Below are 21,680 nucleotides of genomic sequence, written 5' to 3' on the forward strand. Positions count from 1 at the left end.
CGGAGCGTGGCCGAGGAGGGCCTGCGGTCCCTGGTCCGCGGGGACTTCGACGGCGACGGGCTGCGGGATGTTGCCGTCGGCGACAGCGGCAGCCGCAACGACGAGCCGGGCTACCGGACGGAGGCGCCGGAAGTGGCCGGGTCGCTGGCGGTGTATCCCTGCAGTGGGAGGCACCGGTGACGCACACACTGCCCGAGGTGCCGGAGGGGCGCGCGACGGACTACGGTCCGGGCGCGTTCTTCGCCGCCGATCCGGACGGTGACGGCCGCGACGGCATCCTGGTCGCCACCTACCAGGGCGCCACGCTGATCGACGGCGACCGGCGCGTCGAGATCGGGCGTGACCCGGCACCTGCGACGGACGAGGGCGAGGAGTGCATGCCGGAGGAGTACCTGCGCGCGCGTCCCGCCGGAGCCGCCGACTTCGACGCCGACGGGGACGACGAACTGGTCCTCCACAGGGGTCCGGGCCTGTCGTTCGGTCTGTACGGCGAGTACCCGACCCACTGGTGGATCACCGAGGGCACCGGCTCCGACGACATGACCTCCTTCGCCACGACATCCTTCGCCGCGGACGAGGCCCGCGCGCGGCGCTGCGAACGGTGCCGGTCCCCGGGCTCGCCGGGTAGCCGGTCGGCTGGAATCCCCGAACGACTCTGGCGGGCCGGGCGGTGCGGGGATAGGTTCGCGGGCGACCTTTGCGACCCAGGGGAGGGCGTATGCGCAAGGCGCTGAGGTGGCTGCTGTCGCTGGTGGTGCTCATAGGCACCGTCGGGATCGGCACCGCTTCCGCGTCGGCCGAATCGGCCGAGCACGCGGACATCAAGCAGAGACTCCTGGCCATACCCGGGATGAGTCTCATCGAGGAGAAGCCGGTCGACGGCTACCGCTTCTTCCTCCTGAACTACGAACAGCCCGTCGACCACCGGAACCCGGAGGCCGGCACGTTCCAGCAGCGGCTCTCGATCCTGCACAAGCACGTCGACCGGCCCACGGTCTTCTTCACCTCCGGCTACAACCTGAGCACCCAGCCGCGCCGCAGCGAACCGACGCAGATCGTGGACGGCAACCAGGTGTCCATGGAGTACCGGTTCTTCACGCCCTCGCGGCCGGAGCCCGCCGACTGGAGCAAGCTGACCATCTGGCAGGCCGCCAGCGACCAGCACCGCATCCACGACGCACTGGAGGACGTCTACGACCAGAACTGGGTGGCCACCGGCGGCAGCAAGGGCGGCATGACGGCCACCTACTACCGCCGCTTCTACCCGTACGACATGGACGGCACCATCGCCTACGTGGCGCCGAACAACGTCGACGACCGCGACGACCGTGCGTACGACGAGTTCTTCGCCACCGTGGGCACCGAGAAATGCCGGACCGCGCTCAACGCGGTGCAGCGCGAGGCGTTCGTGCGCCGCGACGAGATGGTCGAGCGCTACCGGCAGCAGGCGGAGGCGGAAGGCTGGACCTTCGACCTGATCGGCGACGTCGACCGGGCCTACGAGGTCGTCGTGCTGGACCTGGTGTACGCCTTCTGGCAGTACCAGCCGGAGACCGAGTGCGCGAACGTGCCCGCCGCCGACGCTTCGACCGACGAGATCTGGAACTTCGTCGACGCCGTCTCCGGCTTCTCCTTCTACACCGACCAGGGCCTGACGCCGTACGTGCCGTACTACTACCAGGCGGGCACCCAGATGGGTAACCCGGACATGGAGAACGCGCACCTCGACGGGCTGCTGCGCTACCCGGGCATCAACGCGCCGCGCAGCTTCGTGCCCGAGGACATCCCGATGGAGTTCGAGCGGCGCGCCATGCGGGACATCGACCGCTGGGTGCGCAAGCACTCCTCCGAGATGCTCTTCGTCAACGGCGAGAACGACCCGTGGGGCGCCGAGCCCTTCCGTGTCGGCAAGAAGGCCGACGACTCCTACGTCTTCACCGCGCCGGGCGCCAATCACGGTGCCGACATCGCGAGCCTGAAGGACGGGGAACGGCGGATCGCCACCGAAGCCCTGCTCGACTGGGCGGACGTGGAGAACGAGCAGCCGGAGACCGACACCGCCACCAAGCGGCTGACCGAGCCGGACCGGAAGCTGGACAAGCAGGTCGAGCGGCAGCGGACCTTCCGCCCGTGACCTGACCACGGACGGCGTGGGTGGCGGCAGCGCCCCCACGCCGTCCGTTCACAGCTCCAGGCGCCAGTCCTGCCCCACCAGGTCCGCCCCGTAACTGTGGTGCGACTTCTCTCCGGTCAGGGTGAAGCCGGCCCTCTGGTAGATGCGCCGGGCCGCGTCCAGGACGGAATTGGTCCACAGCACCATCTCCCGGTACCCCTGCTCCCGGGCGAACCCGACGCACTCGCGCACCAGGCGGTCGCCCAGCCCGTGGCCCCGGGCGTCGGGCTCGACGAGCAGCAGCCGGAGCCGGGCGGCGCCCGGTATGCCGGTGTCCCGTACGCACATCACCGAACCTGCGCGCTCCCCGTCGAGTTCGGCTATCCACACCCGCTCCCGCTCCGCGTCGTGCCCGGCCGCGAACTCGCCTACGATGCGGGCCACCAGCGCCTCGAAGCCCGCGTCCCAGCCGTACTCGCGGGCGTACAGCTCGCCGTGGCGCTGGACGATCCAGCCCAGGTCGCCCGGCTCCGGCCCGCGCAGCCGCACGCGCGACGAGGGCCGCACGGACCGCCCCTCGCCCAGCACGGTGCGGATGGTGCTCATCGCCTCGGCCAGTCGGTCGCGGTCGTCCGAGGAGACCCGGTCGAGCAGGGCACCCACCGATTCCAGGGAGCGTTCCTCCAGCAGTGTCGCCGCCTCGCGTCCGTCCTCGGTGAGGGTGATCCGCTGCCGCCGTGCGTCCTCGGCGGAGGGCTCCCGGGTGAGCAGCCCATCCTTCTCGAACTTCATCAGCAGCCGACTCAGGTGGCCGGCATCCAGGTGCAGCGAGGTGCGCAGATCGGCGGCGTCCAGCCGGCTGGCGTGCGCCAGCTCGTAGAGGATGCGGGCCTCGGTGAGCGTGTACGGCGTGTAGAGGTGACGGCTGTAGTCGAGGGCGCCGATCAGGTTGGTGTAGAAGCGGTTGAACGCGCGGACTTCCTGGACGGTCATGACAGGCCCCCTGGGGAACGACGCCGGCTCCGGGGCGTGCGGCCACCGGGCAGGGCGCCCGGAGCCCGGAAGCCCCGAGAAACTTGACTGAGTCAAAGATAGGTGCCTCCGGGTCGACGGCGGAAGACCCCGCCCGGAATCTCACCCCGGAGGGTGACACTCGGTCGTCTCCTGCCGTTCGCCGCCGCCGCACCGGTGCGGACTGTCGGTGGCGGGGGCTACGGTCTGTCACATGTCGTTCCAGCCCGCCGTGCTCGAGGGTGTCCTCGAGCGCATCACCTACGCCAACGAGGACAACGGCTACACCGTCGCCCGGGTGGACACCGGCCGGGGCGGTGAGCTGCTCACCGTCGTCGGCTCGCTGCTGGGCGCGCAGGTGGGCGAGTCGCTCCGGATGGAGGGGCGCTGGGGCTCGCACCCCCAGTACGGGCGGCAGTTCACGGTGGAGAACTACACGACGGTGCTCCCCGCCACGGTGCAGGGCATCCGCCGCTACCTGGGATCGGGGTTGATCAAGGGCATCGGGCCGCGTATCGCCGAACGGATCGTGGACCACTTCGGCCTGGACACCCTGGACGTCGTCGAGCAGGAGCCGCAGCGGCTGATCGAGGTGCCGGGCCTGGGGCCCAAGCGGACGAAGAAGATCGCCGCCGCCTGGGAGGAACAGAAGGCCATCAAGGAGGTGATGGTCTTCCTCCAGGGCGTCGGCGTCTCCACCTCGCTCGCCGTCCGCATCTACAAGAAGTACGGCGACGCCTCCATCTCCGTGGTGAAGAACCAGCCCTACCGGCTGGCCGCCGATGTCTGGGGCATCGGCTTCCTCACCGCGGACCGGCTGGCGCAGGCGCTGGGCATCCCGCACGACAGCCCGGAGCGGGTCAAGGCCGGCCTGCAGCACGCCCTCTCGCAGTCCACCGACCAGGGCCACTGCTTCCTCCCCGAGGAGCAGCTGATCTCCGACGCGGTCAAGCTCCTCCAGGTCGACACCGGGCTCGTCATCGAATGCCTCACGGAGCTGGCGCAGGACGAGGAGGGCGTGGTGCGGGAGCGGGTGCCGGGGGAGGACGGGGAGCCGGTGACCGCGGTCTACCTGGTGCCCTTCCATCGAGCCGAGATCTCCCTCGCCGCGCAGCTGATGCGGCTGCTGCGGACCGACGAGGACCGGCTGCCCGCCTTCGGCGACGTCGACTGGGAGGCGGCGCTGGGCTGGCTCGGCCGTCGCACCGGCACCGACCTCGCCCCGGAGCAGTCGCAGGCCGTCCGGCTCGCGCTGACGCAGAAGGTGGCCGTGCTCACCGGCGGCCCGGGCTGCGGAAAGTCCTTCACGGTGCGCTCCGTGGTGGAGCTGGCGCGCGCGAAGAAGGCGCGTGTGGTGCTGGCCGCGCCGACCGGCCGGGCCGCGAAGCGGCTGTCCGAGCTGACCGGTGCCGAGGCGTCCACCGTGCACCGGCTGCTCGAACTCAAGCCCGGCGGTGACGCCGCCTACGACCGGGACCGTCCCCTGGAAGCGGACCTGGTGGTGGTCGACGAGGCGTCGATGCTCGACCTGCTGGTGGCGAACAAGCTGATCAAAGCCGTGCCCCCGGGCGCCCATCTGCTGCTGGTCGGCGACGTCGACCAACTGCCCTCCGTCGGCGCGGGGGAGGTGCTGCGGGACCTGCTCGCCGAGGGCGGCCCGGTCCCGGCCGTACGGCTCACGCGGATCTTCCGGCAGGCGCAGCAGTCCGGTGTCGTCACCAACGCGCACCGCATCAACTCCGGTGTGCCCCCGGTGACCCATGGCCTGCCGGACTTCTTCCACTTCGTCGAGGACGACACCGAGGAGACGGGCCGGCTCACTGTCGACGTCGTGTCCCGGCGCATCCCGGCGAAGTTTGGGCTCGACCCGCGACGGGACGTACAGGTGCTCACCCCCATGCACCGGGGCCCGGCCGGCGCCGGCACGCTCAACGGGCTGCTCCAGCAGGCCGTCACCCCCGCCCGGCCGGACCTGCCGGAGAAGCGGTTCGGCGGCCGCGTCTTCCGGGTCGGCGACAAGGTCACGCAGATCCGCAACAACTACGACAAGGGGGCGAACGGCGTCTTCAACGGCACGGTCGGCGTCGTCACCGCGCTCGACGCCGAGGAGCAGCGCCTCACCGTGCGCACGGACGAGGACGAGGAGGTGGGGTACGACTTCGACGAACTGGACGAACTGGCCCACGCCTACGCCGTCACCATCCACCGCTCGCAGGGCAGCGAGTACCCGGCGGTGGTGATCCCCGTCACCACCAGTGCCTGGATGATGCTCCAGCGGAACCTCCTCTACACGGCGGTCACGCGGGCCAGGCGACTGGTCGTTCTGGTGGGTGCACGCAGGGCGATCGCCCAGGCGGTGCGCACGGTGTCGGCGGGCCGGCGGTGCACGGCGCTGGACCACCGGCTGAGTGGGGCGGTGCCCGCTCCCCGGCCGGGCGGGGGAGGTGCCCGTGTCGGCGGGGGTGACCAGCGCCCCCGGGAGGGTGCAGGATGGTCCTGACGGCGGCACTCCGTGCCACCGTGGGGCCCGTTCGCCGACCCCGAGTGCACCGCACGGCACCGGATGGGGGACAGTGGAGAGAGTCAGGGCACCTCGAAGAAGAGGCACGACGTCGGTGAGGGAAGAAGTGAGCGACAACCGCGATGACAACGCCGTAGTACTGCGGTACGGGGACGGCGAGTACAGCTACCCGCTGGTGGACAGCACGGTCGGCGACCGTGGAGTCGACATCGGCAAGCTGCGCGCTCAGACCGGTCTGGTGACCCTGGACTCCGGTTACGGCAACACGGCGGCCTACAAGTCCGCCATCACCTACCTCGACGGTGAGCAGGGCATCCTGCGCTACCGCGGCTACCCGATCGAGCAGCTCGCGGAGCGCGGCTCCTTCATCGAGACCGCCTACCTGCTCATCAACGGCGAGCTGCCCACCGTCGACCAGCTGGCGAACTTCAAGAACGAGATCACCCGGCACACCCTGCTGCACGAGGACGTCAAGCGCTTCTACGACGGCTTCCCGCGCGACGCCCATCCGATGGCCATGCTGTCCTCGGTGGTCAGCGCGCTGTCGACGTTCTACCAGGACAGTCACAACCCGTTCGACGAGGAGCAGCGGCACCTCTCGACGATCCGGCTGCTCGCCAAGCTCCCGACCATCGCGGCCTACGCCTACAAGAAGGCGATCGGCCACCCGGTCGTGTACCCGAGCAACGACCTCGGCTACGTCGAGAACTTCCTGCGGATGACGTTCTCCGTCCCCGCCGCGGAGTACGAGCTGGACCCGGTCGTGGTCAGCGCCCTGGACAAGCTGCTCATCCTGCACGCGGACCACGAGCAGAACTGCTCCACCTCCACCGTCCGCCTGGTCGGCTCCTCGCAGGCGAACATGTTCGCCTCCATCTCGGCCGGCATCAACGCCCTGTGGGGCCCGCTGCACGGCGGCGCCAACCAGAGCGTGCTGGAGATGCTGGAGCGCATCCAGCGCGAGGGCGGCGACGTCGGCTCCTTCATCCGCCGTGTGAAGGACAAGGAAGACGGCGTCAAGCTGATGGGCTTCGGCCACCGGGTCTACAAGAACTTCGACCCGCGCGCGAAGATCATCAAGGCGGCCGCGCACGACGTGCTGTCCGCCCTGGGCAAGAGCGACGAGCTGCTGGACATCGCGCTCAAGCTGGAGGAGCACGCGCTTGCAGACGATTACTTCGTCGAGCGCAAGCTCTATCCGAACGTGGACTTCTACACGGGCCTGATCTACCGCGCGATGGGCTTCCCGACCAGCATGTTCACCGTGCTGTTCGCCATCGGCCGGCTGCCCGGCTGGATTGCCCAGTGGCACGAGATGATCAAGGAACCGGGCTCCCGCATCGGCCGTCCGCGGCAGATCTACACGGGTGTCGTCGAGCGAGAGTACGTCCCCGTCGAGTCCCGCTGACGCGTCCCGCGCCCCGCGTCCCGCACCGCCCTTCGAGGCCTCGGTCCCCGGACCGGGGCCTCGGCTCGTTCTGTTCGCACGCGGTGTGCGGGTATGGCGCCAGTGGTGAAGAGGGTGCAAAAATGTGACGCAGGTCACAGTAAAAGGAGTCCAACCCTTTGCGGGGGTCGTGGGTCTTAGGGGTGTGAGTCGACACCCGGCGGAGTCGGCTCACGGTGCAACCGGACCGAAAGAGCTTTGAGCGGCCCTCCCGGAGCGGATGCACCCGAAGGCACCCGGCCAGGATCCCGTGGGGGGAATCCATGACCGGGACATGGAAACGCCCCGCCGGTGGGCCCGTGGGGGGACCTGCCGGCCGGGGCGTTTTCCGTGTGCGTGTCGCGCCGCCCGTGGGGGGCGGCGTCTCAGGCGCGCCCGACCAGTTCGTAACCTGCCGCGTCCACCGCGACGCCGATCACCGTGTCGTCCGGCTCGGCGGCGGAGGTCACCGTCACCAGGCTGCTCTTGGCGTCGGCCTGCACGGCGGTCACGCCGGCGACGCCGCCGACCTCCTTGGTGATGGCCTTCTCGCAGTGGCCGCAGCTCATGCCGGTGACCTTGTAGGTGGTCGTGACGGTGCTCATCGCAGTGCTCCTCGCCCTCGGGCCGGTTCTTCTCCGGTCGTCGATACCTCGGTCGATACCCCCCAAGGGTATCGCACCGCAGGCGATCCTCCTGGGAGGCGGGGCGCGAGGGCACTCCCCCGCTCGCCCCGCCCATCGCGCCGCCGTGCCCCTCAGCGCCGTCCCCCGCGGTTTCCCGGGCGCCGGGCCACCCACTCCCGCACGGTGTCCGCGCACCAGTACGGCCTGCCGCCCTCCACCAGGTCCGGTGGCGGCAGCAGGCCGTGCTTGCGGTACGAGCGCACGGTGTCCGGCTGGACGCCGATGTGCGCGGCGATCTCCTTGTAGGACCAGAGCCGACGGTCGGTCAATGTCCCTGCACCTCCCACGGGGCGGCGGTATTGCCCGGGCCACCCTGTGACCGGAAGGCGACCTCCGGTCACCGCCGCGAGGCTCTGTAGCCACCCCGTGACGCGGGAGGCGCGAAACAGTGACTCCGGTGACCCCCGGGAAACCGGCCGAACGGCCCTCCGCACGGCGGGCGTGAGGGGGCGTCCGGCCGGGTGCTGACCCGCGACTCCACACGTACGGGCGGGAGTCAGGCCCCGCAGCCCCGCAGGTACCGCCGGGTGCGCAATGCGATCGGCATCGGCTGCTCCGGCGGGCACGGGTACATGTCCTGCTCCACAATCGCGAACATGTCGATGCCCAGCTTCTGCGCCGCCGCCAGTACCGGCTCCAGCGCCGGCACGCCGCGCGGCGGCTCGCACATCACGCCCTGCCGCACCGCCGGCCCGAACGGCGTCCCGTGGGCCCGGACGTCCGCCAGCACCTCCGGGTCGACCTGTTTCAGGTGCAGGTAGCCGATGCGCTCGCCATAGGTCTCGATGAGCTTGACGCTGTCTCCGCCGCAGTACGCGTAGTGGCCGGTGTCCAGGCACAGTCCGACCAGGTCCGGGTCGGTGGCGTCGAGGAACCTCTCGACGTGCTCCTCGGTGTCGATGTGCGTGTCCGCGTGCGGGTGCACCACGATGTCCAGGCCGTACCCGTCCCTCAGTTCGCGGCCGAGGCGTTCCATGCCGGAGGCCAGGTGCCGCCACTGCCCGGGGGTGAGCTCCGGCGGTTCGATCTCCCGCGCGGTCCGGTCGTCCCGCCAGAACGACGGGATCACCACCACGTGCTCCGCACCCATGGCGCGGGTCAGCTCCGCGACGCGCCGCACGTGCGCCCAGGTCTCCTCCCACACGGCGGGCCCCCGGTGCAGGGCGGTGAAGACGGTGCCGGCCGAGACGCGCAGCCCCCGCCTGCCCACCTCGTCGGCCAGCCGGCCCGGATCGACCGGCAGATAGCCGTACGGACCCAGCTCGATCCACTCGTAGCCCGACGCCGCGACCTCGTCCAGGAAGCGCTGCCAGGGGACCTGCTGCGGATCGTCGGGGAACCAGACACCCCACGAGTCGGGTGCGGAGCCGACGCGCAGGCGGTCGAGGGTGACGGTCATGGAGAGGACTCCTCACGTCGCTGTCGCCTCAAACTACCCATGCCACCACCGCCCAGGTCCACAATGGGACACCGAGCCGTGTGCGATCACCCCCGTCCACGCCACAGGAGGGCCGATTCGATGACCGCCCCGCCCGCCGACCGCTTCGACGTCGTCACCATGGGACGCATCGGCGTGGACATCTATCCGTTGCAGGCAGGCGTGTCGCTGAGCGACGTCGAGACGTTCGGCAAGTTCCTCGGCGGCTCCCCGACGAACGTGGCCGTCGCCGCCGCCCGGCTCGGCCGCCGCACCGCCGTGGTGACCCGCACCGGGCAGGACCCGTTCGGCGACTACTGCCACCGCGCCCTGACCGACTTCGGCGTCGACGACCGCTGGGTCACGCCGGTGCCCGGTCTGGCCACGCCCGTGACCTTCTGCGAGATCTTCCCTCCCGACCACTTCCCGCTGTACTTCTACCGGCAGTCCGCTCCCGACCTCCGGATCGTCGCCGGCGAACTCGACCTGGCGGGTGTGCGGGACGCCCGCGTCTTCTGGGCCACCGGCACCGGTCTGTGCGAGGAACCGAGCCGCGAAGCCACCCTGGCCGCCCTGGCGGCCCGCGGCGGCGGAGCGGACTCCCGTGGCGGAGCGGACCGGGACCCCGGGACCGTCGCCACCGTCCTCGACCTGGACTGGCGTCCGGTGTTCTGGCCGGACGGCCCGCAGGCCGCCCGCCCCATCTACCGCGCCGCACTCGCACACGCCACCGTGGCGGTCGGGAACCTCGACGAATGCGAGGTCGCCACCGGCGTGCGCGACCCCGCCGCCTGCGCCGACGCCCTGCTGGACGGCGGCGCCGAACTCGCCGTCGTGAAACTCGGAGGCGACGGCGTCCTCGCCGCCCACCGCGGCGGCACCCGGGTGCAGGTCCCGCCGCACCCGGTGGAGGTGCTGAACGGCCTGGGTGCCGGCGACGCGTTCGGCGGCGCGCTGTGCCACGGACTGCTCGCCGGCTGGGACCTCGAGCACACGGTGCGCCGCGCCAACGCGGCCGGTGCTCTCGTCGCCTCCCGCCTCGCCTGCTCCACTGCCATGCCGACCGACGCCGAGCTGGACGACTTCCTCGGCGCACCCGACGGGAACCCGCCCGCGCGCACGCCGACCGGCTGACACCCCGGCCCGGGTTCACCGCATCCGCGCGCGGGAAGTCATCACCACGCCCCTCCCGGGGGAGGCTGAACGACATGACTTCGCACCACGGCCACCACCACCGCACCCCGGCCGACGCCGCCCCCGGCCCGTACCGGCTGGACATCACGCCCGCTGACGCCGGATGGCGGCACTCCGCCCTGCGTGTGCTGGAACTCCCGCCACGCGGCAGCCACCGCTTCGACACCGGAGACAGCGAATGGATCGTGCTGCCGCTGTCCGGCGGCTGCGGCGTCAACGCCGACGGGGAGACGTTCCTCCTCGGCGGCCGCGCGTCCCCGTTCACCGCCGTCACCGACTTCGCCTACGTACCCCGGGACGCCCACGTCCGCATCGACAGCTCCGCCGGCGGGCGCTTCGCCCTGGCCGGCGCACGCTGCACGGAGCGGCTGCCCGCCCGCTACGGGCCCGCGTCCGGCGTCCCCGTCGAACTGCGCGGCGCCGGGAACTGCTCCCGGCAGGTCAACAACTTCGCCGCCGCGGACGTCTTCGAGGCGGACCGGCTGATCGCCGTCGAGGTCCTCACCCCCGGGGGCAACTGGTCCTCCTACCCGCCGCACAAGCACGACGAGCACCGGCCCGGGGAGGAAAGCGAACTGGAGGAGATCTACTACTTCGAGATCGCCCCGCACGACGGCACCGAGGGTGTCGGCTACCAGCGCGTCACCCCTTCGGGTCGGGGAGCCGGCACCGACGTGCTGGCCGAGGTGCGCACCGGTGACGCGGTCCTCATCCCCGACGGCTGGCACGGACCCTCCATCGCCGCCCCCGGCCACCCGATGTACTACCTCAACGTGATGGCCGGCCCCGACACGGAACGCCGGTGGCTGATCCGCGACCACCCCGACCACGCCTGGATCCGGCGGAGCTGGCGCGACCAGGAGATCGACCCGCGGCTGCCGCTGACGACCGCCCGGGAGGAGACGCCCCGATGACCCCGACCCGACGGCTCACCGTCGCCCAGGCCCTGCTCCGCTTCCTCGCCGCCCAGCACACCGAACGGGACGGCGTCCGGCAGCGCCTGGTCACCGCCTGCTGGGGCATCTTCGGCCACGGCAATGTGGCCGGCGTCGGACAGGCGCTGCTGGAGAGCGGCGACGCCATGCCCTACCTCCAGGGCCGCAACGAACAGGCCATGGTGCACGCGGCCGTCGGCTACGCACGGCAGAGCGATCGGCTGCGCACCCACGCGGTCACCACCTCCATCGGCCCCGGCGCCACCAACCTCGTCACCGGCGCCGCACTGGCCACCGTCAACCGGCTGCCGGTACTGCTGCTGCCCGGCGACGTCTTCGCCGCCCGCCCCGCCGACCCCGTGCTCCAGCAGCTCCAGGTCCCCTACGCCGGCGACGTGTCCGTCAACGACGCGCTGCGGCCGGTCTCCCGCTACTTCGACCGGATCACCCGCCCCGAGGTGCTGATCCCCGCCGCGCTGGAGGCGATGCGGGTGCTCACCGACCCGGCGGAGACCGGCGCCGTCACCCTCGCCCTGCCGCAGGACGTGCAGGCCGAGGCGTACGACTGGCCGGAGGACTTCTTCGCGCCACGCGTCTGGCGGGTGCGCCGCCCGCTCCCCGACCCCGACGCCCTCGCCGAGGCGGCGGCCGTCCTCCGCGCGGCGCAACGCCCGCTGATCGTCGCCGGCGGCGGCGTCCACCACAGCGGGGCCGAGGCGGCCCTCGCCGCCTTCGCCGAGGCCACCGGCATCCCCGTCGCCTCCACCCAGGCCGGGAAGGGCTCCCTGCGCCACGACCACCCCTGCGACCTCGGAGGGATCGGCCACACCGGTACCCCGAACGCCGACGACCGCGCCCGCGAGGCCGACGTGGTGCTCGGCGTCGGTACCCGCTGGACCGACTTCACCACCGCCTCGATGACGCTCTTCCGGCAGCCGGGAGTCCGCTTCGTCAACCTCAACATCGCGCCGTGCGACGGCGGCCGGATGAGCGGACTGCCCCTCGTCGCCGACGCCCGGGCCGGTCTGGAGGCCCTCGCCGGGGCACTGGACGGCCACCGGGTGCCGACGCGGTACGAGACGGAGTACGAAGGGGCGAAGGCCCGTTGGGACCGCCTCGTGCAGACGGCGCTGGGAGCCGAGGACGGCGGGGTGCGGCCCACCCAGGTGCAGGTCCTCGGTGCGCTCGACTCCGTCGTCGGCGACGAGGACGTGGTGATCAACGCCGCGGGCTCGCTCCCGGGCGACCTCCACAAGCTGTGGCGCACCCGCTCCCGGCAGCAGTACCACGTGGAGTACGGGTACTCCTGCATGGGTTACGAGATCCCCGCCGCCCTCGGCGTCCGCCTCGCCGCTCCCGGCCGCACGGTGTGGGCGCTGGTCGGCGATGGCACATACCTGATGATGCCGACCGAACTGGTGACCGCCGTCCAGCAGAACCTGAATATCAACGTGGTGCTGGTGCAGAACCACGGTTACGCTTCCATCGGCGGTCTGTCCGAGGCCACCGGCGGCGAACGCCTCGGCACCGCCTACCGTTTCCGCGACGCTGACGGCCGCTTCACCGGCGACCCGCTGCCCGTGGACCTCGCCGCCAACGCCGCCTCGCTGGGCCTGGAGGTGCTGCGCGCCGGAACGGTCGACGAACTGCGGGCCGCGCTGCGCGCGGCGCGCGCGTCCAGCCGCCCCACCTGCGTGTACGTGGAGACGCGTGCCGCCGACGCGGACCAGCGCCCCCGGGTGCGCGAGGCGCTGGCGCCGCAGGCCTGGTGGGACGTGCCCGTCGCCGAGACGGCGAGCCGGCCGGCCGCGGTCGAGGCGCGCCGGGAGTACGACCGGCACGCCGCCGACCGCCGTCGGCACCTGTGACCTTCACGGGCCCTGGCCGGCGGTGCCCCGGCACGTGCATGACGGTGCGTCAGCGACCGGAGGTGCGAACGCGATCCCGGCGTACGGGGGTTGCCCGCGGTCCGGGCGGGGGTGGGAGGATGCAGCGGCCCCCCGCCCGGCCCGTCGCGACAAGGTGACCGCCCATGACACCCGCCACCTCCTGCCAGACCTGCGGGAGAACCCTCAACGGGTCGCTGTGCTGCCCCGATTGCGGTACGCCGGTGGAGCCGGACGGCTCCGCAGCGGGGCCCGGCCCGCTGCCACCCGAGGCGGACGCCCCCGACGCGGCGCCGATATCCGTGGGTGTGCCGCCCGTCGGCCCGGGACCGCTGCCGCCCGCGGTGCCCGCCGCACCGAGGGGCGGCGCCGTCCCTCCGGCCGAGCCGCCCGCGGTACCGGACCGGCGTCGCCGGGGCGGGCCGTTGGCCAAGGGCGCGGCTGCGGCGGTCCTGGTCGCCGCGCTCGCGTGCGGAGGCTTCCTGGTGTTCGCGCCCGCCGGTGAACAGGCCGGGGGCACGCCCGGGACCCGCCGCACCGAGCAGCCCCGCACGGACCGCCCGAGCGACTCCGCCCCGACGCCCTCCGGCACGCCCAGCCCGCGGATCGCCGGCTCCGACCCCCGCCCCGCGCCCTCCACCAAGACGGCGGAGCCGTCACCGCCGCCACCGTCGCCGACGCCGCCCGCCCCGACTCCGGCCGTACCGGAACCGGCCCCCACCACTCCCCGGCCCTCGTTCTCCTGGCCCTCCAGCTGGCCCACCCCCTCCCGGTGCGCGGAGATCCCCTGGTGCTGACCGGCAGGTCCTACGCTGACGCGTGATGGAGCGACCGGCCGTACGACCCCAGGCCCTCGGGTGGCGCCCGCCGCGCCCGCGGCACGCCGTGCCGCTCGTGCTGCTGCTGGTGGTGGTCGCCGCGCTGGTCGTCGCGCTGCCGGGTGACGTCCAGCCGGGGCGTCACGCCCGCGGACCCTCACGGGCGACCTCCCGGCCGCCGACGGCCGCCCCACCGCCCTCTTCCCCGGCACGGCCACGCCGGACGGCCGGGAGGTGTGGCGGTGGCCGGTCGACGCGGTGGTGGAGCCGCGCCGTCCCGGTTCCGGCGCGCGGGTGGTGCGGGTGCTGCTGTGGCAGCGGGAGGCGGCCGGAGCGCCGTGGCTCTTCGGCGTCCCGCGGGCGACGGAGGTGGCCATGCTGTCCCTGCCCGGGCCGAGCCTGGAGAACATCCCCGAGGTGCACCGGCCGCCGCTCTCGTCCCCGCCGGGGGATCGCGTCCTGTGGGGCACCTCGGCGGTACGGGACGGCGGCTGGACCTACGTCTTCGGGGTCTGACGAGCGGGGTGCGGAGGGCGGCGGCCCGTCCCGCACCTACGTGGCGCGGGCCCCGTGCGGCAGCCTCGACGACCCGGCGGCACGTGGCTGCGGTTCAGCATGGATGCGGGCGGGCCGGACGGGCGCCCCTCGCAGACGGTCGTGTCGTACCGGTCGTGCACACCGCACGGGCCGGACGCGGTGACCGTCCCCGGCCTGCCGCCGGGCGGCGGCAGGCCTGGGCGACGGCGTACAACGTGCAGGCCCACGGGGACCACGACGGGCCCGGGCTGCTGCTCGCCTGCGACGTCGACGTGGTGGGCGACCCGAGCGCCGTGCAGGCGGACGTGGCCCGGTACCGGTCGCGCTTCCTGCGTGTCGATCTCGACCGGGAGGACGGGGCTGACCGGACCGACCGGCCCGACCCGGACCGGATTGCCCTACTCCTCCTGCTCCACGCGACGCTGGGCCTCCGCCTCCATGCGGGCCTTGGCGGCGGCCATCGCGCGGCGCTTGTACTCCGTCGGCCGGTGCTCCAGGTCCTCCGGCTGGTCGATGTCCGGTATGCCGTCGAGGTCCTCGTCCCGGATCTCGTCCTCCCACAGCTTCGCGTACTGCGCGTCGCGCAGCTTCAGCAGCACGCAGGCCAGCACCGCGGAGATCAGCGAGCCGATCAGCACCGCCGCCTTCGCGTGCTCCCGGGTGGCCGCGTCGGTGAAGGCCAGCTCGGCCACCAGCAGCGACACGGTGAAGCCGATGCCGGCGAGTAGGGAGAGACCCGCCACGTCGGTCCAGGACAGGCCGGGACTGAGCTTGGCCTTCGTGAAGCGGGCCGCGACATACGTGCCGCCGAAGATGCCCAGGAACTTTCCCGCGACCAGGCCGAGGATGATCCCGAGGGCCTCCGGCTCCCGGAAGGTCTCGGCCAGCGCCGACCCGGACACGCTCACCCCCGCCGCGAAGAGGGCGAAGAAGGGCACGGCGAAGCCCGCGGACAGCGGACGCACCAGGTGTTCGATGTGCTCGGCCGGCGACGTCTCCTCGCCGTTGCGCGGGGTGCAGCGCAGCAGCATACCCATCGCCACACCGGCGATGGTGGCGTGGACGCCGCTGTTGTACATCAGCGCCCAGATCACCACGGCGAGAGGCACGTACACGTACCAGCCGTGGACACGCAGCTTCTGGTGCAGCAGCCAGTAGAGGACCAGGCCGGCGACCGCTCCGGCGAAGGCGAAGAGGTTCAGCGTCGAGGTGAAGAAAACGGCGATGACCAGGATGGCGCCGAGGTCGTCCGCGATCGCCAGCGTCAGCAGGAAGGCGCGGATGCCGGACGGCAGGTTGGTGCCGATCACGGCCAGCACGCCGAGCGCGAAGGCGATGTCGGTGGCCATCGGCACCGCCCAGCCGTCCAGCTGCCCGCCGCCCGCGACGTTGACTCCCACGTAGAACAGCGCGGGCACGACCATGCCGCACACGGCCGCCACGATCGGCAGCGCGGCGGCGGCGGGCCGGCGCAGCTCGCCCACCACCAGTTCGCGCTTGAGCTCGATGCCCGCGGCGAAGAAGAAGATGGTGAGGACGCCGTCCGAGGCCCAGTGGCCGACGGACAGGTCCAGGCCCAGAGCCGGGATGCCGAAGTGGAAGTCGCGGACGGTCTCGTACACGTCGTCGAGCGGACTGTTCGCCCAGACCAGCGCCACCACCGCGGCTATCAGCAGCAGGAGGCCGCCGGCCGTCTCGGTGCGCAGCGCGTCGGTGAGCAGCTTCCGTTCACGGGCGGAGGGCAGCCCGAACAGGGCTGTGGGCTGCTTGTCGGAAAAGAGGCGCATCAGGGACTCCGGAGTGCGTCTGGGCAGGGCGAAGCGCTGCCGACCAGACTTCCCGGCTCACCATGGTGCGATCTTGACGTTGTTCCTCCACCGTATACGCATCACCCGAGGTCGGCACAGTGGTCGCCGTCACAGTCGCCGGCACCTCGATCGCCGTCGGGCTCGCCCTCGGGGGTCGCGACGCGCCATCGGTGCCGGGCCCGTCCGTGGCCCCGAAGATCCCGCTCGCCTACGCTGAGCCCCCGAACAGGGCCGGAGCACGGCCGAACGACGCCAGGGGGGCGGACGCCACGGTGCAGGACGACGCGATCTCCGACGAGTTCCTCGGTCCCTACCCGGAGCTGCTGACAGAGGTCTCCGAGACCGGCCGCCTGCCGCGCCGGGATGAACTGGACGCGTTCCGCGAACTCGGCGAACGGGCCGCCGAGCGCGGGCACGGCCTGCGGCGCCTCGCCGGCCTGTACATCGGCTCCACCCGGGCGCTGTGGGGCTCGCTGCCCGGCATCGCCCGCTCCGCGACGGGTGCTGAGCGGGCCCGTACCGGCGACGCCCTGCTCGCCGCGCTCGACGCCGCGGTCGCCGCGCTCGGCGAGGGGCACGAGCGGGCGCTGCGCTTCGCCATGCGGCAGGAGGAGGGCGAGCGCCGCGAGTTCATCGACGACCTGCTGTACGGGCGCAGCGACCTGGGCCGCCTCGCCGAACGCGCGCAGCGCTTCGGGCTGCGGCTTGCGGGCGCGCACGCGGTGGCGGTGGCGAGCGGACCGGAGAAGTACGACGACGTGCACCCCAAGGTGCGCTGGATCGAGCGCGAGCTGCTGGGCCGGTTCGGCGAGCGGGACGTGCTGCTGTCCACCAAGGACGGCCGGCTGGTGTGCATCGCGCCCAGCACCGAGGCCACCGTGCTGGAGGCGTTCGCCGCGCACGCGCAGGCGGGCGGGCCCGCCTACGCCCCGGCCCGGCGGGTCGCGTTCGGGCGGCAGCACAGCGGTGCGAGCGGGGTGGTCCGCTCCTACGAGGAGGCGCTGAACGCCCTCGACCTCGCGGACCGCCTGGGTCTGGACGGCGTGCGGCTGCACGCGTCGGAACTCCTGGTCTTTCCGGTGCTGCTGCGCGACCGGGAGGCGATGGCCGACCTGGTCCGCACCGTGCTCGGCCCGCTGATGGAGGCGCGCGGCGGCGCCGAACCCCTGCTCGAGACCCTGTCCGAGTGCGCCGCCGCCGGTTACGTGAACGCCGAGGCCGCGCGCCGGCTGGGCGTCAGCGTGCGCACTCTGTCGTACCGGCTGGAGCGCATCCGCAGCCTCACGGGATACGACCCCGGCGACGCCCTGCACCGCTACACCCTGGAGACCGCCGCGATGGGTGCGCGCCTGCTGAACTGGCCCGCCGACGGGCTGTGACGAGGCTGCCTTCCCCGAGGCGAGGACGGGCCGGGGCCGGGAGCCAGGGTCCCTACCGCTGCGTCAGAGACTCGGCCACGTGGTCGCCGAGCGCGGTGAGCCAGTCCAGTCCCGAGGGGCCGGTGCCCGTGCGGATGCCGTGGCGGCGCCCGTGGAACGCGTCCTGGACGGCGTGCAGCTGGGCCCAGCGACGGGCCCGTTCACGGTCGACTTCCGCGGCGTCTGCGAACACGTTCAGCGCCCGGAGCAGGGCGGCCTTCGGCACCTCGCCGGTCGTCAGGAATGTCAGGGCGCGGGACTTGAGCAGCGTCCCGGCGTCGAACGCGGGGTCCCCCGCCCAGCCCTCGGGGTCGATGGCCAGCCACGGCTCCCGGTCGGCGCGCAGGATGTTGCGCTCGTGCAGGTCGCCGTGGAGCAGCGTGTCCGGCTGGTCCCGGCCGAGTTCGCGGACGGTCGCCAGGGCGGCGTCCACCAGGTGATCCGGTAGCCGCGGCTCCAGTTCCGCGGCGTCCTTGAGCAGTTGCTCCTCCCAGGCGTCGGCCCGGTCCCGCAGCCTGGGCAGGCCGGGCGGAGCCGGCACGGCGAGCAGGCGGCTGAGCCGTCCGGCGACCTCCATCACCTCGTCGCCGTCCGCGACGTCGGCCAGCGTCGAGGGGCGGGCGCGCTCGAGGAGCATCGCGCACCGGCCGTCGTCGCGTTCGTGCAGCAGGACGGCTCCGCGCCCGGCCCATATCGCGAACGCGTCCGGCTCGTGGACGCGGTCGGGGTGCGGGAACGACACCTTCAGCACGCAGCGCCGCCCGGCGGGCCCGGACACCGGGATGACCACCCCGATGCCGCCGTGCGCCGCCTCGCCGTCCGGTACGCAGCCCCACTGGCCCAGCAGGGCCTCCACGATGCCCGGCAGGTCCGCCAGCCATCTCTCGCCGGAGGCCCCCTCCCGGTCGACGATGCTCCGCGCGAACAGCAGCGGGATTTCACGTGTCATCGGTGCAACGTACGGCCGCGCGTGGAGGGGAGGCTCCCCGTCGTCGCCGATGTAGGAGAACCACTGAGCGCCCCGCCGGGGCGGAACGGGGGCGTGCTCGCTGGAGTCGGACGTCAACGCGCCGTGAACTTTGCCGGGTTCTGGCAATGTGCGGGTCCTGCGCCGCGTGTCACGATGAGGCCCGCAAGGCAGTCGGCACGGGGGTGCGGCGCAGGAGTCCTCGGCGCGTCAAGCGCCGGGTTCCCGCGCCGGTCCGATCGGGTCCGCCCATGGGAGGGGATCGGACACCGGCTGTCTGTGCAGGTGAAAGGCGTGGGCGCCGATACCTCCCACGGGGGTGGGGGTATCGGCGCCGGTACGCCGGAGCCGCCTGCGGCCCGAGGGCGGCCCGCGCCGGGGAGATCCCGGCCCGCCCGGCCGGGGGAGGGCGACTGCCGGGCCTGGTTGCCCGGTTCTTGCCTCGGGGGTGGAGGAACGGGGAGGAGACGGGGGGGGCGGTCCGCGCCTGCGCCGGAGGGGAGCCGGGCGGGCGCGGACCGCGGGGCCGGAAAGGTCGTGCGGGCGGCCTGACGGCGGGTCAGCGGATCACGAGCTGCTGACCGGGAAGAATGAAATCGGGGTCGTCGCCGACGACCGAGCGGTTGTCCTCGTAGATCTGCTGCCAGGTGGTGCCGTACGCGACGGCGATGGCGCCGAGGGTGTCACCCGAGCGGACGGTGTAGTCCGACCCGGTCGGCTGCACCGGTTGCACGGGCTGGGACTGCTGCTGGGGAGCCGACGGTGCCGTCGGCTCCGTCGCCTGCTGGTCCGGCACACCGGTGTCGGGAGCCGCCTCCGCGGGGGGAGCCCCTGCGGTCAGCCCGCCCTCGCTGCCGCAGACCGGCCAGGCACCCGGGCCCTGCATCTCCAGCAGTTTCTCGGCCACGGCGATCTGCTCCTGCTTGCTGGCCAGGTCCGCACGCGGGGCGTACTGCGTGCCGCCGGCGGCCTCCCAGCTGGACTGGGAGAACTGCAGCCCGCCGTAGTAGCCGTTGCCGGTGTTGATGCGCCAGTTTCCGCTCGACTCGCATGCGGCGACCTGTTCCCAGGTGTCGACGGAAGCGGCTCTGGCGTTGGACGCCGACATCAGCGGAAGCGCGACCGCGGCTCCCGCCGTGCTCACCAGGGCCGCGACGCGTGCGCGGGTGCTGGACAGGTGTGCCCGGTACTTGCCAGTGAACAGCATGTTCGTCTCCTCACCGACGCCTGCGAGGTGAGCTGTCGGGCTCGGGCCGGAGAGTGCCCGTCCGTCCGCTGACGCGGGCGGATACGCCCCGAGCCGCTCCCTCCTTCGGGTGCGGCGGCCTACCTGGGTCCCCCGCTCCTGCCTACGGCGCTCACGCGACGAAGTGCCCCCGGCCGCCGGCAGGATTCGGCGTGACGGCCGCGGTGCCCGTCAGGCGACGAGCGATGCGACCGTAAGCACATCGCACCGGAGTGTTCAAAAACCGACATACAGGACGTCCGGGTGTTCCGGTGTTGCGCCGAACCGGTGATTCCGCAGGTGGTGACGGTGTGTCGGACGTGCATGCCGCCGCGCGAGCGTCACTCCTCTGGAGGGAGACCGAACGCGCCGCCGCAGCCCTTCTCCTGACGTGGCGTCGAGCCGGTCGATCGCACTCGGGGAGGGATGGGCCGGGAGGCAGGGGTCCGGACGTTCACCTTGTGAAGAGAGGGAGTGCGACCGTGGAAGCGCCGGGGCGGAGTCGTGGGTGTTACAGCTGATACGCGCGTGTCGGCTACGCGTAGGTAGCACACCGGAGAAGCTCAGGTCCAGCTCAAATCGACATCGGCCTTCCCGGCATAGCGGGAGGTAGAGCGACATCCTGGGCGCCTTCTCTTTGTGAAGGGCCATTGACCGGTCTCAAGTCGGTCTGTAACTCTACGGAACGCAGGCGGTGTGGTCGATCGCCTTGGATCTCCACCCTGGAGCAACGCCGAACGGGGGTGAACCGACAGGGGTGGAGCACGGCAGAGCGTCCGAGAGGGTTCTGCTGTTCGTTTGAATTTGTGCCGACACTGGGGTTGGAGGGGTGGCACCCTCCGGGGCGTTTTCGCGGTACGGGCCAGTGTATGTTCACGTTCAAGCTGGGACTTCGGCGTGCCTGGGAACCACGGGCTCACCGGGTCCACGCGGGGAGTTCAAGCAGTGACAATTCGCATCCTAGTGGCCGACGAACGTCGCCTGATCTCGGAGACTCTGGCCGAAACCCTCAAGCAGGTACGGGACTTCGACGTCGTGGAGACCGTCAACGACAGCCGGCAGATCGTCCCGGCGGTGCTGCGCGTACGTCCCACCGTCGCCGTCCTCGGCGCGACCACCACGGGTCGCGACGAGCTCCACCTCGCCGACGAACTGCGCGCCGCCGCACCCGACTGCGGCATCGCCGTCATCGCGGCCGAGCCCAGCAGGGCGGTCCTGGACCGCGCCATGGCCGGCGTCTTCAGCGTCATCCCGAACCACGCCCGTTTAACTCATCTGGTGCATGCCATCCGGGGCATCGTGGCGGGTTGTCCGACGATCGACCCGTCCCTGCTGCGCCCTCCCTCCCGCAACAGCCGCCAGCTGAACGACCGGGAGAGAGAAGTGCTGAGACTGACGGCCGGCGGAGCACCGATCAAGGAGATCGCTGCGGAGCTCTACCTGTCACCCGGCACGGTCCGCAACGTCACCTCCAGCGCCATCAAGAAGCTGGAGGGGCGCAACAGGTTCGACGCCGCCCGGATAGCGAACAGCCGCGGTTGGCTCTGACCACGCCATCGCCTCAGCCCCTCTCCTTCTCAGTCCTCCACATTCGGCGCCCCGCCGCGACGCACGCCCGGATGACCCGGACGCCGCCGGTGCGCCGCTGCGGTGACGTCAGCTTGCGGCGACCCCCGGCCGGGACGCGACCCGGTACGGCCGGGACGATGACCGATGTC

General features: G+C 72.2%; 20 protein-coding genes and 1 riboswitch. Of the genes, 12 read left to right on the plus strand and 8 right to left on the minus strand.

The window, feature by feature from the left end; all coding sequences use genetic code 11:
* Positions 1–6 precede the first annotated feature (6 nt).
* The 3 genes from E4198_RS25195 to E4198_RS17850 are packed head-to-tail and all read left to right on the plus strand — an operon-like array spanning position 7 to position 2,134.
* Positions 7–180, plus strand: coding sequence for an FG-GAP repeat protein (locus E4198_RS25195; RefSeq protein WP_210732846.1), 174 nt, complete (start codon positions 7–9; stop codon positions 178–180).
* Positions 177–734 (plus strand): hypothetical protein, encoded by a 558-nt coding sequence (locus tag E4198_RS25200; RefSeq protein WP_210732847.1) that lies wholly within the window; start codon positions 177–179, stop codon positions 732–734. Before E4198_RS25195 ends, E4198_RS25200 begins: the two co-directional genes overlap by 4 nt.
* Entirely contained in the window at positions 719–2,134 is a 1,416-nt protein-coding gene (locus E4198_RS17850; protein ID WP_136184040.1) for a S28 family serine protease, read from the plus strand. Before E4198_RS25200 ends, E4198_RS17850 begins: the two co-directional genes overlap by 16 nt.
* 48 nt (positions 2,135–2,182) lie before the next feature.
* Here the strand turns inward: E4198_RS17850 and E4198_RS17855 are convergent, their stop codons facing one another.
* Positions 2,183–3,106: a bifunctional helix-turn-helix transcriptional regulator/GNAT family N-acetyltransferase gene (locus E4198_RS17855; RefSeq protein ID WP_136184041.1), complete on the minus strand. Its 924-nt coding sequence runs from the start codon at positions 3,104–3,106 to the stop codon at positions 2,183–2,185.
* Between the two features lie 232 nt (positions 3,107–3,338).
* Here E4198_RS17855 and E4198_RS17860 point away from each other — a divergent pair, with 232 nt between their 5' ends.
* Both E4198_RS17860 and E4198_RS17865 read left to right on the plus strand, forming a co-directional pair.
* Entirely contained in the window at positions 3,339–5,624 is a 2,286-nt protein-coding gene (locus E4198_RS17860) for an ATP-dependent RecD-like DNA helicase (protein ID WP_136184042.1), read from the plus strand.
* Positions 5,625–5,751: 127 nt separating this feature from the next.
* A complete protein-coding gene (locus tag E4198_RS17865) occupies positions 5,752–7,053 on the plus strand; it encodes a citrate synthase (RefSeq protein WP_136184043.1) in 1,302 nt (433 codons plus the stop codon).
* A gap of 404 nt (positions 7,054–7,457) precedes the next feature.
* On the opposite strand, the gene E4198_RS17870 is transcribed toward E4198_RS17865, so the two are convergent.
* The 3 genes from E4198_RS17870 to E4198_RS17880 form a co-directional block, all read right to left on the minus strand.
* Positions 7,458–7,676 carry a heavy-metal-associated domain-containing protein gene (locus E4198_RS17870; protein ID WP_136184044.1) on the minus strand — a complete coding sequence of 73 codons (219 nt, stop codon included), beginning with the start codon at positions 7,674–7,676 and terminating at the stop codon, positions 7,458–7,460.
* Between the two features lie 152 nt (positions 7,677–7,828).
* On the minus strand, positions 7,829–8,026 hold the full coding sequence (locus E4198_RS17875) for a MerR family transcriptional regulator (RefSeq protein WP_136184045.1): 198 nt from the start codon (positions 8,024–8,026) through the stop codon (positions 7,829–7,831).
* A gap of 227 nt (positions 8,027–8,253) precedes the next feature.
* The gene (locus tag E4198_RS17880; protein ID WP_136184046.1) at positions 8,254–9,156 is read right to left on the minus strand and encodes a sugar phosphate isomerase/epimerase; all 903 of its coding nucleotides are present in this window, start codon (positions 9,154–9,156) and stop codon (positions 8,254–8,256) included.
* 120 nt (positions 9,157–9,276) lie between these two features.
* On the opposite strand from E4198_RS17880, the gene iolC reads away from it, so the two are divergent.
* From iolC to E4198_RS17900, 4 genes are all read left to right on the plus strand, one after another.
* Entirely contained in the window at positions 9,277–10,308 is a 1,032-nt protein-coding gene (gene iolC / locus E4198_RS17885; RefSeq protein ID WP_136184047.1) for a 5-dehydro-2-deoxygluconokinase, read from the plus strand.
* Positions 10,309–10,382: 74 nt separating this feature from the next.
* Entirely contained in the window at positions 10,383–11,282 is a 900-nt protein-coding gene (gene iolB, locus E4198_RS17890) for a 5-deoxy-glucuronate isomerase (protein WP_136184048.1), read from the plus strand.
* Positions 11,279–13,171: a 3D-(3,5/4)-trihydroxycyclohexane-1,2-dione acylhydrolase (decyclizing) gene (gene iolD, locus E4198_RS17895; RefSeq protein WP_136184049.1), complete on the plus strand. Its 1,893-nt coding sequence runs from the start codon at positions 11,279–11,281 to the stop codon at positions 13,169–13,171. Before iolB ends, iolD begins: the two co-directional genes overlap by 4 nt.
* 164 nt (positions 13,172–13,335) lie before the next feature.
* Complete coding sequence (locus E4198_RS17900) at positions 13,336–13,986, plus strand: hypothetical protein (RefSeq protein ID WP_136184050.1); 651 nt, start codon at positions 13,336–13,338, stop codon at positions 13,984–13,986.
* Between the two features lie 10 nt (positions 13,987–13,996).
* Here E4198_RS17900 and E4198_RS24985 read toward each other — a convergent pair whose 3' ends face one another.
* Complete coding sequence (locus tag E4198_RS24985; protein ID WP_168711464.1) at positions 13,997–14,152, minus strand: hypothetical protein; 156 nt, start codon at positions 14,150–14,152, stop codon at positions 13,997–13,999.
* 89 nt (positions 14,153–14,241) lie between these two features.
* Between E4198_RS24985 and E4198_RS17905 the strand changes: the two genes are divergently transcribed.
* Positions 14,242–14,523, plus strand: coding sequence for a hypothetical protein (locus E4198_RS17905; RefSeq protein WP_136184051.1), 282 nt, complete (start codon positions 14,242–14,244; stop codon positions 14,521–14,523).
* A 419-nt stretch (positions 14,524–14,942) separates the two neighbouring features.
* Here the strand turns inward: E4198_RS17905 and nhaA are convergent, their stop codons facing one another.
* Positions 14,943–16,331 (minus strand): Na+/H+ antiporter NhaA, encoded by a 1,389-nt coding sequence (gene nhaA / locus E4198_RS17910; protein WP_136184052.1) that lies wholly within the window; start codon positions 16,329–16,331, stop codon positions 14,943–14,945.
* Positions 16,332–16,624: 293 nt separating this feature from the next.
* Here nhaA and E4198_RS17915 point away from each other — a divergent pair, with 293 nt between their 5' ends.
* Positions 16,625–17,731 (plus strand): helix-turn-helix domain-containing protein, encoded by a 1,107-nt coding sequence (locus tag E4198_RS17915; RefSeq protein WP_136185460.1) that lies wholly within the window; start codon positions 16,625–16,627, stop codon positions 17,729–17,731.
* A 52-nt stretch (positions 17,732–17,783) separates the two neighbouring features.
* On the opposite strand, the gene E4198_RS17920 is transcribed toward E4198_RS17915, so the two are convergent.
* Both E4198_RS17920 and E4198_RS17925 read right to left on the minus strand, forming a co-directional pair.
* Complete coding sequence (locus E4198_RS17920) at positions 17,784–18,719, minus strand: aminoglycoside phosphotransferase family protein (RefSeq protein WP_136184053.1); 936 nt, start codon at positions 18,717–18,719, stop codon at positions 17,784–17,786.
* A 577-nt stretch (positions 18,720–19,296) separates the two neighbouring features.
* Entirely contained in the window at positions 19,297–19,944 is a 648-nt protein-coding gene (locus E4198_RS17925) for a transglycosylase family protein (protein ID WP_136184054.1), read from the minus strand.
* A gap of 2 nt (positions 19,945–19,946) precedes the next feature.
* Positions 19,947–20,104: riboswitch (cyclic di-AMP (ydaO/yuaA leader) on the minus strand.
* 803 nt (positions 20,105–20,907) lie between these two features.
* On the opposite strand from E4198_RS17925, the gene E4198_RS17930 reads away from it, so the two are divergent.
* Positions 20,908–21,510, plus strand: coding sequence for a response regulator transcription factor (locus E4198_RS17930; protein ID WP_136184055.1), 603 nt, complete (start codon positions 20,908–20,910; stop codon positions 21,508–21,510).
* Positions 21,511–21,680 lie beyond the last annotated feature (170 nt).

The sequence above is a fragment of the Streptomyces sp. RKND-216 genome (genome assembly GCF_004795255.1).
Taxonomy (GTDB): Bacteria; Actinomycetota; Actinomycetes; order Streptomycetales; family Streptomycetaceae; genus Streptomyces; species Streptomyces hazeniae.